The organism is Bacillus sp. ISL-7 (assembly GCF_018613065.1).
The window spans coordinates 1-14,334 of record NZ_JAGGQW010000050.1; the positions used below are offsets into that span (position 1 = coordinate 1).

15 protein-coding genes and 1 other annotated feature are annotated in these 14,334 nt (G+C 37.2%); of the genes, 5 read left to right on the forward strand and 10 right to left on the reverse strand.

The features are described 5' to 3' along the window. The first annotated feature begins 187 nt into the window (after positions 1–187). Entirely contained in the window at positions 188–1,138 is a 951-nt protein-coding gene (gene corA / locus J7E66_RS20520; RefSeq protein WP_215003247.1) for a magnesium/cobalt transporter CorA, read from the forward strand. 36 nt (positions 1,139–1,174) lie between these two features. Here corA and J7E66_RS20525 read toward each other — a convergent pair whose 3' ends face one another. Next, entirely contained in the window at positions 1,175–1,486 is a 312-nt protein-coding gene (locus tag J7E66_RS20525; protein ID WP_215003249.1) for a hypothetical protein, read from the reverse strand. Positions 1,487–1,715: 229 nt separating this feature from the next. Between J7E66_RS20525 and J7E66_RS20530 the strand changes: the two genes are divergently transcribed. Both J7E66_RS20530 and J7E66_RS20535 read left to right on the forward strand, forming a co-directional pair. Continuing rightward, positions 1,716–2,756 (forward strand): M42 family metallopeptidase, encoded by a 1,041-nt coding sequence (locus J7E66_RS20530; RefSeq protein WP_215003587.1) that lies wholly within the window; start codon positions 1,716–1,718, stop codon positions 2,754–2,756. Positions 2,757–2,886: 130 nt separating this feature from the next. Next, a complete protein-coding gene (locus J7E66_RS20535) occupies positions 2,887–3,102 on the forward strand; it encodes a twin-arginine translocase TatA/TatE family subunit (RefSeq protein WP_215003252.1) in 216 nt (71 codons plus the stop codon). 389 nt (positions 3,103–3,491) lie between these two features. Here the strand turns inward: J7E66_RS20535 and J7E66_RS20540 are convergent, their stop codons facing one another. The 7 genes from J7E66_RS20540 to hmpA form a co-directional block, all read right to left on the reverse strand. Beyond that, entirely contained in the window at positions 3,492–4,055 is a 564-nt protein-coding gene (locus tag J7E66_RS20540; RefSeq protein ID WP_215003254.1) for a hypothetical protein, read from the reverse strand. A gap of 332 nt (positions 4,056–4,387) precedes the next feature. Further along, a complete protein-coding gene (locus J7E66_RS20545; RefSeq protein ID WP_215003255.1) occupies positions 4,388–4,756 on the reverse strand; it encodes a VOC family protein in 369 nt (122 codons plus the stop codon). Positions 4,757–4,918: 162 nt separating this feature from the next. Then, on the reverse strand, positions 4,919–5,899 hold the full coding sequence (locus J7E66_RS20550; protein ID WP_088086820.1) for an ABC transporter permease: 981 nt from the start codon (positions 5,897–5,899) through the stop codon (positions 4,919–4,921). Then, positions 5,892–6,806 carry an ABC transporter ATP-binding protein gene (locus J7E66_RS20555; RefSeq protein ID WP_215003257.1) on the reverse strand — a complete coding sequence of 305 codons (915 nt, stop codon included), beginning with the start codon at positions 6,804–6,806 and terminating at the stop codon, positions 5,892–5,894. The genes J7E66_RS20550 and J7E66_RS20555 overlap by 8 nt, the downstream gene beginning before the upstream one ends. Positions 6,807–6,819: 13 nt before the next feature. Next, positions 6,820–7,593 carry an SGNH/GDSL hydrolase family protein gene (locus J7E66_RS20560; RefSeq protein ID WP_215003259.1) on the reverse strand — a complete coding sequence of 258 codons (774 nt, stop codon included), beginning with the start codon at positions 7,591–7,593 and terminating at the stop codon, positions 6,820–6,822. Positions 7,594–7,781: 188 nt separating this feature from the next. Then, entirely contained in the window at positions 7,782–8,390 is a 609-nt protein-coding gene (locus J7E66_RS20565) for a DedA family protein (protein WP_215003261.1), read from the reverse strand. A 189-nt stretch (positions 8,391–8,579) separates the two neighbouring features. Further along, positions 8,580–9,794 carry an NO-inducible flavohemoprotein gene (gene hmpA, locus J7E66_RS20570; protein WP_215003263.1) on the reverse strand — a complete coding sequence of 405 codons (1,215 nt, stop codon included), beginning with the start codon at positions 9,792–9,794 and terminating at the stop codon, positions 8,580–8,582. Between the two features lie 304 nt (positions 9,795–10,098). On the opposite strand from hmpA, the gene J7E66_RS20575 reads away from it, so the two are divergent. Then, on the forward strand, positions 10,099–10,947 hold the full coding sequence (locus J7E66_RS20575; protein ID WP_215003265.1) for a DegV family protein: 849 nt from the start codon (positions 10,099–10,101) through the stop codon (positions 10,945–10,947). Beyond that, positions 10,947–11,534 (forward strand): YdcF family protein, encoded by a 588-nt coding sequence (locus J7E66_RS20580; protein WP_215003267.1) that lies wholly within the window; start codon positions 10,947–10,949, stop codon positions 11,532–11,534. Before J7E66_RS20575 ends, J7E66_RS20580 begins: the two co-directional genes overlap by 1 nt. 95 nt (positions 11,535–11,629) lie before the next feature. Here the strand turns inward: J7E66_RS20580 and J7E66_RS20585 are convergent, their stop codons facing one another. Continuing rightward, entirely contained in the window at positions 11,630–12,196 is a 567-nt protein-coding gene (locus J7E66_RS20585; protein WP_215003269.1) for a GNAT family N-acetyltransferase, read from the reverse strand. A gap of 322 nt (positions 12,197–12,518) precedes the next feature. After that, complete coding sequence (gene proS, locus J7E66_RS20590; protein ID WP_215003271.1) at positions 12,519–13,949, reverse strand: proline--tRNA ligase; 1,431 nt, start codon at positions 13,947–13,949, stop codon at positions 12,519–12,521. A 78-nt stretch (positions 13,950–14,027) separates the two neighbouring features. Then, positions 14,028–14,244: a binding site (T-box leader), on the reverse strand. Positions 14,245–14,334: the final 90 nt, after the last annotated feature.

The window sequence follows — 14,334 nt, forward strand, 5'->3', positions numbered from 1 at the left end:
CTACTTGACGGGTGGCACTTCAATATAGAATGCCTCCTTTTTTCCTTTAAATCCCTCAATTAATAAATGGACAATAAAGACAGGAAAACGCCTTATATAATTTTGAAAATTGAACAATAAAAGTTATGATAAGGTTATACATATTATCTTTTTATGGAATGATAATCGAACGAACTAAGGAGTTAACATGATTAGAACAATTGCGATTTCCCAAACTAACCAATTGAAACCAGACCTTTCAATTGAGGAACTGATAAGTGGAGATTTTAAATGGTATTGGATTGATTTTCATCAGCCAACCACTGAAGAAATCGAATTCCTAAGAACCCCTCTTTCCTTTCACCCACTAGCCATTGAGGATTGTATCCATACTTTACAGCGACCAAAGCTTGATTATTATGAAGATCACACTTTTTTAGTTACACAAGCACTAAATCAACAGATGATTACTCGGGAAGAAATTGATTTCTTTCTTAGCAAGAACTATATAATTACTTTTCATCATAAATTTTCAACTGAAATTGAGGAAGTATGGAAACGTTGTAATTTGTCGACTAACATAGAAACGTGGGATCCATCCCATGTTTTTTACCTTGTACTTGATAAAATGGTTGATAATTATTTCCCACTTGTCTATCAAATTGAAGATCGGTTAAATGAAATTGACGAGAATTCTAAAGGAAGATCCATGGAGGCATTGCTCGAGGATTTATTTGACACTAGACACCACCTCCTATCCTTGAGGCATACCATTACACCGATGCGCGATCTAATTTACAGGGTCCTAAGTTCTCAGCGAATGACTTCCATACAGAGGAAAAGGGAATACTATTCTGATATTCATGACCATTTATTAAAATTAACAGAGATGATTGAGGCTAACCGTGAACTTACCACGGACATCAGGGATAGTTATATTTCGATAAATTCCCATCAAACAAATCATGTAATGAAGGTCCTTACCGTTATTACCACGATTTTCATGCCGCTCACCTTTATTGCAGGTCTATATGGGATGAACTTTCATTATATGCCTGAGTTAACATGGAAATATGGATATTTCGCAACCATTGGGCTGATGATTATCGTAGCGATCGGTATGTCAGTTTGGTTTAAGAAAAAGGGATGGTTTAAATAAAAAGACTAGCTGCCGCTAGTCTTTCTTGACCTCTACTTATTTCCACTCTTCAAAGTCAACGGTGCCCCCTGTTAAATCAATCGTGTTGCGCTCACACTTATAATAGGTTTTCCCATCCTTTTCAAAAATTAGATTCTCATACGTATAGACCTTTTGTCCGTTTGGAAGATGAATAACCACCTTTGGTCCCGGGGTTTCAATTGGTGCTTCAATTTGAATTGTGTTTTGATAGAAATAACGAAAAACAAAAAAACCGGCGGTTAATACAATACAAGCTAAAATGAAAAAAAATAGACCCTTAAAGGATGATTGCTTCGGCTTAGAGTGGTATAATTCGGCTCTGGTCAACTTTTTCTCCTCCCATTGGTATATATTCAATTAGTTTTTTAAATAGTTAGAATAGTTCCATTCATGCCCATACCGTCATTTTTTATTCCTATTTAAAAAAATTTAATACTTGTTAACCTATGCATCACCCAAGGAAAAGTTGATAATAATCGTATCTAAACACATCATTTTCGTAATTTTGTATAATATTAGTGAAAGAAAACAGAAAGGGGTATTTGCTTTGTCTACTATAAATCCACAAGAAACGTTAAAATTAATTACTGACTTGGTATCCATTCCAAGCCCATCAGGAAACACAAATGAAGTGATTACCTTTGTTGAAAATTACCTTGCTGACTTACAAATCAAATCCTATAGAAACCGTAAAGGCGGTTTAATCGCCACAATTGAGGGAAAAGACTCTAGGAAACATCGGATGTTGACGGCCCATGTGGATACTCTTGGTGCGATGGTAAAGGAAGTAAAGTCAAATGGTCGATTGAAAATTGACTTGATTGGCGGATTTAAATATAACTCGATTGAAGGAGAATATTGCCAAATCGAAACCAGCAGCAGCAAAAAATATTCTGGAACCATTTTGATGCACCAAACATCAGTCCATGTTTATAAAGATGCTGGGAAAGCTGAGCGAAACCAGGAAAATATCGAAATTAGAATTGATGAGAAAGTACATACTGCTGAGGAAGTTCGTGCATTGGGAATTGAGGTCGGTGATTTTGTTTCCTTTGACCCACGTGTAGAAGTAACACCAAGCGGATACATTAAATCCCGCCATTTGGACGATAAAGCAAGTGTGGCCATTCTTCTGCAATTAATAAAGAAAATTAAGACTGAAAATATTACCTTACCCTATACAACCCATTTCTTAATTTCTAATAATGAGGAAATCGGATACGGTGGAAACTCAAATATCACCCCTGAAACGGTGGAATATTTAGCGGTCGATATGGGAGCAATGGGCGACGGACAATCGACAGATGAGTATACTGTTTCGATCTGTGTGAAGGATGCAAGTGGACCCTATCATTATGAGTTGAGAAAAAACTTAGTTCGACTAGCAGAAGAAAACAATATCCAATACAAATTAGATATCTATCCTTTTTATGGCTCAGATGCCTCAGCAGCGATCCGCTCTGGTCATGATATTGTCCATGGTCTAATCGGACCTGGCATCGATTCATCACATGCATTCGAGCGTACACACGAATCTTCCATTGATAACACGTCCAAACTACTGTATCATTACATTCAATCTGATTTAATCCGATAGGACTATTAAAAGCTAGTGGCGAGTTCACCGGTTTTTTTTTTACAAATTACATTTAGATTTTGAATAATTAAGGATAAAAAGGTATAATAAACACTGGTTTAACTAGCATTCATCACTAGGAGATGAAAATATGTTTTCTAATATTGGTGTACCAGGGTTAATTTTGATTTTAATCGTAGCCTTAGTTGTCTTCGGTCCAAACAAGCTGCCTGAAATTGGCCGTGCTTTCGGCAGATCAATTCGCGAATTTAAAAGAGCAACTGATGGAATTGCTGACGAAATAAAGGAAGAGATAAAAGAGGAAATCAAAGAGACTAAACAAGAAACAATTAGTTTAAAAAAATAAGTTTTATAACTTATTGTCGTCAATCATAGGTATTTTCTTGCATCATTAAAAACATCCAAAAAACATCCCCATCAACTGATTGAGGAGGATGTTTTTTTGGATTTATTTTTTAGTAAATGCTTGAAATTGATTCATTAATTTTTGCCTGGATTTTGGATTACGAAGTAAATATGCAGCACCTAGTGCAACGGTGGTCATCATTAAATTTTTCCTTCTCATTTCAAACCTCCTCGGAATTAATCATTCTTAAATATTCCCTTTAATAAGTTATTTTAACAGCAGTAATTATTGACATCTTGTCATCATGAAGAGGTTGAATAATTGAAGATTGAACTGTTTAATCAAAGAAAAAACTAATCCCTTTGAATTAGTTTTTCTACAGAAGCTTATTACTTTTTCAGTAATTCTTTGATTTTTTGATTATGCTGTTTTGTGTGATCTAACAGTTGATTTAGAAGTAACACGGCCTGTTTGTTGTCTTTCTTTTCAATGGCATTCCTTAATTCATGGAATGTCCTCCAATGTGACATTTCTTTTCCGCCATGTGCCTGTTTTATAAATTCCTCTTTTGTTAACTTACCTGCATCAAATTGTTTTTTTAGTTCTTCTATTTTCGCCATTTTTTCTTTTTTCCATTGCTCACGTTTTCCAGCATTTTCAGGACTCATCCATTGGTTACTTAGTGTTTTCTTTTCCGCAAGGACTGTTGTCCACTCGCCTTTTTTATCCGGAGTATACTGGTCTACCCATGAAAGAATCATTTTCTCTCTTTCTGCCATCTTTGCTTGCCAATCTTTATGCATCATATGATGCTCTCTGCCCTCTTTACAATCACAAGGTGCTTTTTCCCTTTGGCCCCCATTATTGGTGTCAGGCACCGTTTGGTTTGCTCCAGCCATTCCAGGCACAGACAATAATAATCCTAATGATAAAAGTATCATTTTAAACTTCATAATGATCTCCTTCCGATTCATATAATTAGTAAAATAAACCTTTTTTTAACGGTACGGAATTATCATTCCCAATTGGTCAAAAAAAATTTACCATTTTGACAAAAATTTAGATATAAAACACTTGAGATTTTATTTGGATTATTGTATTCTAAAAAAAGAGAAGATATGTGAAATATTTCACAAGAAAAGAAGAGTCTTTGCTCTATTTCTCCCCCTGCTGGAAATTGAATAGAATCATCCCTATGAAATTATGCCTTCAATCCCCCAATTTAAGGCATTCAGCCCCAATCCAAATTCTGGAGTGGGGCTGTATTTATATCTAAACGTAATTTCTAGAGCCATTCTAATAATTCAAGTCGATTGCCAAACGGATCATGTAAATGAATTCTGCTCGCTCCTGGAAGTAGATCGTCCTCTGTATATAAAACTCCCTTTTCACGTAGATGACCTTTTAATTCCTCGATATTTTCTACCACTAATGCAGGATGTGCTTTTTTAGCTGGCGAAAATGGTTCCTCTACCCCAATGTGAAGTTGAAAGGTCCCGAATTCAAACCAAACCCCGCCGCGTTTCTTTAATTCTGCTGGCTTTTCTACTTCATTTAATCCCAGAATTCCATTGAAAAACTCCCTCGCGGTTTCTTCACAGCCCTTTGGGCCAGCAAGTTGAATATGATCGATCTTTTTTATTGCAAATGACATAGACACTCCTCCATTTGTCAATTATCCTCTATAATTTTATTAATTTTATAATATTCTTTCAAGTTTGAACTTTCGTTATTAGGTATAAATAAAAAGACTATTCCCGATGATACGGAAATTGCCTTTTTTTCTAGCTCTGGCGCCTAGGGGCTGGAGCTTTTCTTAATAAACATCTCTTCTAGTAAAAACAAAAAATGAAACGAATAAGGCAACTGCCCACCACACAAAGAGGATTTGGATGGAAAATGAAAGATCCATGCCTTCAATTGGAGGTGCTGTTCCTTTCATATAATCGGTTAACCGTAAATTAACCATAAAAAAGTACTTGGCAGATTCCCAGGAAGATACCATGTTCGTTAATATAGCTCCTGAGATTAAGGAGGCAAGCATGACACCCATGCCGGCAGCCGTACTACGAATCAAAACCGACAGCATAAAGGATAAGGTACCGACGACAATAGAGACAAACCAGACCAGTCCAAAGTCCATTAATAAAAATTTCCATTGCCCCATAAGTTTGACTTCTGAAGTATTTAAGCCTGTTTCGGTCACATTAAATCCTGTTAAAATGGGTGCTCCCCAACCTTTGTATCCAAACACCAACCCAGAAATCAAATAAGAAAGGATTCCTGCGATCGCAATAATTAAAGAAATGGCTAAGCAAAGCGTCAAATATTTACTTAAGAGTACCTTCCATCGTTTGACCGGCCTCGTCAATAGCAGTTTAATTGATCCTAAACTGTGCTCGGATGAAACCAAATCACTGGCAATGACCATGACCATTAATGGAATAAAGAGATCAATCGAGTTTTCTAAGAAAATCCTCATAAACGTTGGTGCACCAGGCTCAGAAGGATTAATATCATGATCCAGATAATATTGTTGCTGCTGCAGGGATATTTGCAGTTGTTTCTTCCATTCATCAGTAATCCGACTACTGCTCAAACGATTGGTCGTATCAACAATTTGCTGTTGTAAAATTGTTCGCCAGTCACTGGTTCCCAATTTTTCTCGTTGTGTTTGAACTTGTTTATATTGTGCATATGTAAATAACATGACAAGGACGCCAATAATGATGGCAATAACAATAAGCCGCTTCTTGGCAATCAGTTTCATCATTTCATTTTGAATCAATTTATTCAATCGTGTCACCCCCCGTAAGTTCGAGGAATAAATCTTCCAGGACTGGCATTTTTCGATTCATTTCAGTCACAGCAATTCCTGCTTCGACCAACTGCTTATTCCATAGAGGTATCTTTTGTTCATTAAATTCTGTCAGTATGGTACCATCTTCTGTTACATCAATTTTGGTTAACGAACTTAATACTTCCTTACCCTTCTCAAGAGGATGAACCTGCCAAACGACTCTCTCGCGATTTGCCAGCAGATGATGGACAGTATCCGTTCGTATAATCGTCCCTTTTGAAATAATCGCGACACGGTCACACAAAAGTTGAATTTCGCTTAGCAAATGACTGGAAACTAAGACGCTTAAGCCTTCATCCTCTGCAAGAAACCTGATAAATTGTCTCATTTCACGGATTCCTGCCGGATCCAATCCATTGGTTGGCTCATCAAGAATCAGCACTTTTGGTCTCCCTAATAAGGCTTGAGCAATCCCAAGACGTTGTCTCATCCCTAAGGAATAGGTTTTTACCTTATCATGAATTCTTTCTGTTAAACCAACAAGTTCAGTAACCTCTTTAATTCGTTGTTCTCCGATTCCTTCGAGCATTCTGGCAAAATGAAGGAGGTTATTATACCCGGAAAGATAGGGATACAATTCCGGATTCTCGACAATACATCCAAGATTGGTCATTGCCTCTTGAAAATTCTCTTCTATATTCGCGCCACAAATGTGAATGCTGCCGGATGTGGGTTTAATTAATCCAACAAGCATGCGGATCGTCGTTGTTTTCCCTGCTCCATTTGGGCCTAGGAAGCCAAATACCTCTCCTTCCCGTAAATCGAAAGTCAATCCCTTGATAATTTCCTTTTTGCCAATTACTTTTTTAAGATTTTTTACAGATAGTGTAATTTTTTTCTCCATCGAATTCCTCTCCTTACCAGGTAAGCAATGAGGCTACCCGTTCGGCAATTAAACGATACCCTTTTGAGTTTGGATGAAACTTGTCGGAATATAAGTAGTCATTCACCTTTAACTCAAACAAGTCGAAGGTTGGTACAAACACGATTTTTGGAAAAGAGGCACTGACTTCTGCACTATCGTAATTCCAGTGGCGGACCACTTTCGACATCTCTTTTCCCTGCTCTAATTCAATAAATGGATTATACAAACCAATGAAAAACACATTGGCATTCGTATTGTTTTTACGTATTTGCTCAAAAACAAACTTCAAATTATCCAGGTATTTCTTCTCAATCGCTGCAATATCTTTAGTTTCAAAATCGCTTAAGCCTTGCCCCCCGCGGAACAAGTCGTTTCCGCCAATCGTCACTAGGACAATATCAGCCTTTTGAATTTGGCGCCCTACTTCTGTTTCCTGTACTTGCTTCCTAAGAGATCCAGATCTTTGTCCATTGATGCCAAGATTGGTCAACTGTACCGGACGCTTTGTTTTTCCCTTGATTTCATCAATCAAGACACCCACATATCCTTTTCCTGTTTCATCGCCTGTTCCTCGAGTTAACGAATCACCTAACGCCACGATGGTTAACCCCTTTTTATTCTCCACCTTGGAAACGGTTTTTGCTTCTGGAACCTTTTCAGGTTTCCCAGCATAAAATTCCCCTACCGCCCAGCCAAGCCCGATCAGCCAGAGGAGGCAAAATAATACAGCTATGCCCGTGATCGAACGAATGACATTTTTATTCATTAAATAACATCCTTTCTGGCCATTTCTCTATTTAATTTAATCATAGTTGAGATATGAATCAAACTTTCAAGGACCATATATCGTATAAAATACATAAAGTTCGAAAATTGTTAACTTCTACAACTATTTTCTCTAAATAAAAATCAAAGGAACCGTTGAGAGGACTCCTTTGATCTTAATTTGTTCTCCTATTTGGTTCCTGTTTCTATAACTACATTCCTTAATTTCCTAATCCCATAAATAATTACAATTAAAATGACAATAACTACGCTAGTTAAACTTAAATATTTCCTGATGAGCTCAAAAAAAACTTCCCATTGAGGACCAAGTATTTTTCCTAAAGAGATAAAACTAGAAACCCAAATCGCTGACCCAAGCCCTGTATACAAGGTATAAACTCTAATTGGTAAATGTGTGATCCCTGAAAAATAACCGATAAAATGCCTAAATACTGGAATAAATAAGGCAATGATTAATACTTTATTGCCATATTTTCTTAACCAATTTGAAATTGAATTCAAACGATCTGGCTCTAAATGTAGCCGCTTCCCATGCTTTTCAAAAAAATGAATACCAAGCTTACAGCCTACCCAATAGGAAAGCAACATTCCTAGTGTACAACCAGCTGCAGAAGCGAGTATACTTCCAAACCAATTAAGCTTTCCAATAAAGGATAAAAATCCTGCATATGCCAACATTGCTTCCATTGGAATCGGAAGTGCAAAAATACCTAGAGTAATGGAAAGAAAAAGAACAACATACCCGTACTCGTTCATGATCGTCGTTAAAAAATGCAATAATGTTAGCTCCTTTCCTAAAAGGGATATTTGGCATTGAAATGGCATTCATTCTTATTGGTATTTTAACCAAACTTCTCTAATATAGTTATCGACTTGTAGATTCAAATATATATTTTTTAAAAGGCTGTTCGTAAGTTCACTACAAAAATAAAGCCGACTTCTATTAGAATTCGGCTTGTTTCTCTGTTATTCTTCTAAATTCCCCATAGGACCAAAAAATTCAAAGTGAATTCTTTCTTGATTTACCCCTAATTCTTTTAATGAACGATTAATAGCTTTCATAAATGGAACAGGTCCACAGAAATAAAAATCGGCGTCCTTGGTTGTAATATTTTCCTTCAGCCACTCACGGGTTACATAGCCTTCAACATCAAAGCGGTTATTCTTGCGATCCTCTTCTGTTGGTGAATCGTAAAATAAATAGGAATGTACGTTTTCAAGCTTTGATACCTCTTCTACTTCGTCTCTTAGTGCATGTACATTCCCATTCGCAGCTGCATGGACAAATGTTACCCTACGTTCTGGCTGGACTTCAACGACTGTTTTTAACATACTCATCATTGGTGTTAAACCAACGCCGCCACTTAGTAACACAACAGGAGTATTTTTCTCAGTATCAAGAACAAAATCCCCCGCTGGAGCACTTACTTTTAAAATATCTCCTTGGCTCACTCCATTGTGTAAGTAATTAGATACCATGCCGTCTGGGTTTGCAGTTCCCGCTTCGCGTTTAACACTGATTCGGTAATAGTCTTTACCTGGAGCATCTGAAAGGCTGTATTGACGAATATGTATGTACTTTTCACCAGCCATTTCTAGCTTGATACTAATATACTGGCCAGGGGTAAAAACGGCAATTCCTTTGTTGTCTTCTGGTTTTAAGTAAAACGAGGTGATCACTTCACTCTCAACTACTTTACGGTCAACAATAAAGTTGCGGAAACCCTTCCAACCACCATGTTGATTTTCCGTTTCATCATATAATTCTGCTTCTACACTGATAAAAACATCTGCAATTACATTATACGCTTGGGCCCATGCCTCAATAATCTCGTCTGTTGCTGCATCACCTAATACATCCTTAATCGCTAGCAGTAGATGTTTGCCGACAATCGGGTAATGTTCTGGCAAGATGCCAAGGCTTCTATGTTTTTGTGCAATTTGCTTCACTACTGGAAGAATAGCTTCCAGATTATCGATATACATGGCTGCGGCATATACCGTTCCTGCCAATGCTTTTTGCTGTCTGCCTTGTTTTTGATTAGCATGATTAAATATATTTAATAATTCAGGATGGTTGCCAAACATCAATTGGTAAAATCGAGTTGTAATTTTTTCCCCATGTTTTTCTAAAACAGGTACAGTTGATTTGATTATTTCAATCGTTTTTTGATCTAACATATTAACACTCCCTATATATTTCACTGTTTCCATAGTGATTATATGATATTTAACGCACGAAATAAGTGATTTAAATCACAGACTACTATTTTTAATAATTAGAACTAGGAACTTTTCGTGTTTCTCGCCTAAAAACTTCACAAAGTTTTCATATTTTAACATGACAAATATAACTTGTTGGTTAATATTCCTTCTTGTAATGTTGAATCTAGTTATCAAAAACAAATGGAATAAAACTAACATGTGTAATGATCAATATTAGATCAATAGAAATAAGAGATTTCACTGGAGGAAGAGGAATAACATGAATGCAGCAAAAATTGTATGGATTACTGACACAACGGCTTCGCTAAGCAAAGAGTTTATCGAGCAAAATAATATACATGTAGTTCCACTTAACATTGTAATTAACCAAGAATCCTACAAGGAAACAATAGATATTACACAAAAAGAGTTTTATGAGCGAATGAAACATGAGGATTCGAAATTTCAAACCTCCCAGCCTGCCCTGGGTGATTTTGTGGAACTTTATACAAGGTTAAAGGAAGACTATGACTACGGAATAGCCATTCATGCTTCCAGTCTCTTATCAGGGACGTTTCAAACTTCAGTAATGGCAGCAGAAATGGCTGATTTTAAACTATTTCCCATTGACTCCCTGACTGGTTCCTACCCTCTTTCTTTTTTAATAAAAAAAGGGATCGAACTTGTGGAAAAGGGATGTGAGAGTGGTGAGGTTGTCGCAGAATTAAATGCACTACGCGACAATACACGCTTATATTTAGTTCCCTCAAATCTGGACCAACTCAAAAAAAGCGGCAGAGTATCCGGCGGCCAAGCAATACTAGCTTCATTATTTAATATAAAGCCGATTTTAGCGATTGAAGACGGTGGCGCAAAGATTAAAGATAAGGTTCGCACCGAAAAAAGAGCGATTTCATGGTTGATTAATCATTTACAAACAGACTTGGAAACAAAGAATGTTAGAAAAGTTGCTATCGTTCATGCTAATGATATCGAGAGAGCTGCCTTGCTTGAACAATTAGTCAACGAAACATTCCCTGATATCCAAACCGAATTAATGATGCTGATTCCTGTGGCAGGTGTACACACTGGGGTAGGAACGCTTGGACTTTCGTGGGTTTGTGAATAATGAAAAATAAGAAAAGAGTGTTATTGTTGTTGGGAGTTTTTGCGGCCTTAGGTTTAATTTACATTGGCATATTACAAATTAAAATTAGTCAATATAGTCATAAAGAAGTACCTAAAAATGCAGACTATTTGATTGTTCTAGGGGCAAGGGTTAAAGGAACCGTCCCTTCCTTGGCGTTTGCGAGTAGAATAAATACAGCTGCGAAATATTTAAAGAAAAACAAAGATACTCTTGTCATTGCTTCTGGTGGAAAAGGACCTGGTGAAGATATTTCCGAAGCGGAATCCATCAGGAGAGAACTTGTGAATCAAGGAATTAATGAGACTCGGATTATCTTAGAAGATCAATCAACTGATACATATGAAAATATTAATTTTTCGAAAAAGCTTATTCCCGAAGGTGCCAAGATTGGTCTTGTCGTTACAAATAATTTTCATCTCTACCGGGCAGTCTCAATTGCCCGTGATTATGGTCTACAGGTGCAGGGACTCCCCGCAGAAACACCATGGATTGCTGTGGTAAAATCCTATTCCCGCGAATATTTGGCGATTACTAAATTCTATCTTAAAAGATATTTCCTTGAATAATTTCGAGATTTGATATCAAGTGTGAAAGAATTAATCGGTTTTTCATAATAAAAAAGAGTACTGAAATTCAGTACTCTTTTCTAATGCCAAATATCTCAACTATTACTAGTTTTTGCATATACACACGTATCTCTTAAATCTTGGCCATCTGCAGACATTTCATCATTTCTAAAAATGCCTTCTAAGGTAAACCCTAATCGTTCAGGAATGGCCCGACTTTTGATATTTTTTGAGTCACAACGAATTTCAACCCGTTTTGCATTGAGTTCAGTAAAGGCAAATTTCGTTATCGCATCTGCCGCCTCCGTTATATACCCCTTCCCGCTATAGCGCGTATCAATCCAGTAACCTATTTCAACCTTTGGGATATTCCAGTTGATCCTGTGCAATCCAGAAGAACCGATGAATTCTCCTGTTTCCCTATTAAAGATATGTAACCTTAAATCCTCGCGGGTTAAAAACTTAGCATGTGCTTCACGCATATTTACTTCTACATCTTCCTCGGTTTGCTCGTGATGGGCCCAAGGCATCCATTCTTTGATTTCATTTAACGAAGACTGCATTGCTTGGTACACCACTTTACCATCTCCGGGCAGAGGCATACGTATTAATAATCTTTCTGTGTAAAATTGATTTGGAAAGTCTAGTAGTATTGGTTTCATAATCTTGCCCTCCTTCTGAATATAAATAATTCGCTGCGATCATTGTTCATTCCTTTTTTCAAAAAAAAATATGGAGGAGCCGATTCGCTGATAGAATGGGAATATTCGCTGATTGAAAAGACCGCTGATACGCCGAAAGTCAAATTCGCTCATTATACATTGAAATTCGCCCATTGAACTAATAAATTCGCTCATAAAACCAAGAAATTCGCCCATTCAATCGAAAAATTCGCTCATAAATTTAATTTCCTTCACAGTTGCAGCACAATATATAATAAAAAAGACCCTTCCCAACAAGGAAGAGCCCGAAAGTTTGCTTTTTTTAGTATGCTTTTGCCCAATAAACCATTTTATTGGCTTCTTTTCCACAGCATACACATTTGTCAGATACTTTTTCTTGCTCGAATGGCAAACATCTAGATGTTGCCCCAGCATCTTCTTTAATTTTTTCCTCACATGCTAATTCACCGCACCACATGGCCTTGATAAAACCTGGTTTTGCTTCGAGTGATTGCTTTAACTCATCAAGTGTTACAGCAACAGTGGTTCTTTCTTCACGATGAGTAAGTGCTTTATTATATAAATTTGTTTGAATTTCATCTAATAACTCAACAAGCTTCGTTTCTAATTGGTCCAGTGGAACAAACACTTTCTCTAATGTATCGCGTCTTACTAGGACCACTTGCTTGTTTTCGATATCTTTAGGTCCCACCTCAAGACGGACTGGAATACCTTTCATTTCATACTCATTGAACTTCCAGCCTGGCTTTTTATCACTAGCATCGATCCCTACACGTACAACACTTGATAAAGTCTCTTTTAACTCATAGGCAAAATCAAGAACGCCTTCTTTATGCTGAGCAATCGGCACAATCATCACTTGAGTTGGCGCTGCTTTTGGAGGAATCACAAGGCCGCGGTCATCGCCGTGCACCATGATTAAGGCACCGATAATCCTTGTTGTGAAGCCCCAAGAGGTTTGATGCACATATTGGAGCTTTCCTTCTTTGTCTGTATATTGAATGTTAAATGCCTCAGCAAATCCTGTGCCGAAGTGGTGAGATGTACCCGACTGTAATGCTTTTCCATCATGCATTAAGCTTTCTATCGTAAAAGTAGCCTTTGCACCTGCAAACTTTTCTTTTTCCGTTTTTTGTCCTTTTACAACTGGAATCGCAAGGATTTCTTCACAAACTGCGGCATAAACATTTAGCATTTTAATGGTTTCTTCCATGGCCTCTTCGTCAGTTGCATGCGCGGTATGACCTTCCTGCCATAAAAACTCTAATGTCCGTAAGAATGGACGGGTTGTTTTTTCCCAACGGACCACGTTTGCCCATTGGTTATAAAGCTTTGGCAGATCTCTGTAAGAATGGATGATGTTACTATAATGCTCGCAAAAAAGAACTTCTGATGTAGGACGGACAACTAATCGTTCTGCTAATGGTTCAGACCCGCCATGTGTGACCCAGGCCACTTCTGGTGCAAAACCTTCAACATGATCTTTTTCTTTTTGCAGCAAGCTTTCAGGAATAAACAAAGGCATATAAACATTTTCATGCCCCGTTTCTTTTATACGGCGATCCAATTCATTTTTTATATTATCCCATAAAGCATAACCATATGGTCGAATAATCATCGAGCCACGAACACTTGAATAATCAATTAAGTCAGCTTTTGTTACCACATCGGTATACCACTGGGCGAAATCATCGTCCATTGCAGTTACATCTTTTACAAAATCTTTTGCCATGTTTGACACCTCATTAAATTTTTTTAAATAAGTAACGGTCGCTTCCGCTTTTCTACACAAAAAGGCCTTGATCCTCAAAAAAGGGACCAAGGCCTGGCGGTACCACCCTAAATTCATAAAGCAAAAAGCTTTATACACTTTCCATGATAACGGACATTATCCGCATGTATCTTCATATGTATCCGATACAGAACTCAGAGGCAGGTTCAAATGACCGTCTTAAGAAACCTCGCACCATTGGTTTCCTCTCTTGGTAAGACCTTTTCACTTTACTAATCCCCGTCACAGTTTCAATAGTATTTTTGAAAATTATATATTTCATTATAAAAAAAGTCAATTTTTTTTATGGAATATATTGCTGATGCCAGCAATTTTCCTTCAAATT

What these genes read in the sequence shown, in the direction of transcription:
- corA (WP_215003247.1), top strand. Translation starts at nt 188, where the DNA reads ATGATTAGAACAATTGCGATTTCCCAAACTAACCAATTGAAACCAGAC.
- J7E66_RS20535 (WP_215003252.1), top strand. Translation starts at nt 2,887, where the DNA reads ATGTTTTCTAATATTGGTGTACCAGGGTTAATTTTGATTTTAATCGTA.
- J7E66_RS20540 (WP_215003254.1), bottom strand. Translation starts at nt 4,055, where the DNA reads ATGAAGTTTAAAATGATACTTTTATCATTAGGATTATTATTGTCTGTG.
- J7E66_RS20545 (WP_215003255.1), bottom strand. Translation starts at nt 4,756, where the DNA reads ATGTCATTTGCAATAAAAAAGATCGATCATATTCAACTTGCTGGCCCA.
- J7E66_RS20555 (WP_215003257.1), bottom strand. Translation starts at nt 6,806, where the DNA reads ATGGAGAAAAAAATTACACTATCTGTAAAAAATCTTAAAAAAGTAATT.
- J7E66_RS20560 (WP_215003259.1), bottom strand. Translation starts at nt 7,593, where the DNA reads ATGAATAAAAATGTCATTCGTTCGATCACGGGCATAGCTGTATTATTT.
- hmpA (WP_215003263.1), bottom strand. Translation starts at nt 9,794, where the DNA reads ATGTTAGATCAAAAAACGATTGAAATAATCAAATCAACTGTACCTGTT.
- J7E66_RS20575 (WP_215003265.1), top strand. Translation starts at nt 10,099, where the DNA reads ATGAATGCAGCAAAAATTGTATGGATTACTGACACAACGGCTTCGCTA.
- J7E66_RS20580 (WP_215003267.1), top strand. Translation starts at nt 10,947, where the DNA reads ATGAAAAATAAGAAAAGAGTGTTATTGTTGTTGGGAGTTTTTGCGGCC.
- J7E66_RS20585 (WP_215003269.1), bottom strand. Translation starts at nt 12,196, where the DNA reads ATGAAACCAATACTACTAGACTTTCCAAATCAATTTTACACAGAAAGA.
- proS (WP_215003271.1), bottom strand. Translation starts at nt 13,949, where the DNA reads ATGGCAAAAGATTTTGTAAAAGATGTAACTGCAATGGACGATGATTTC.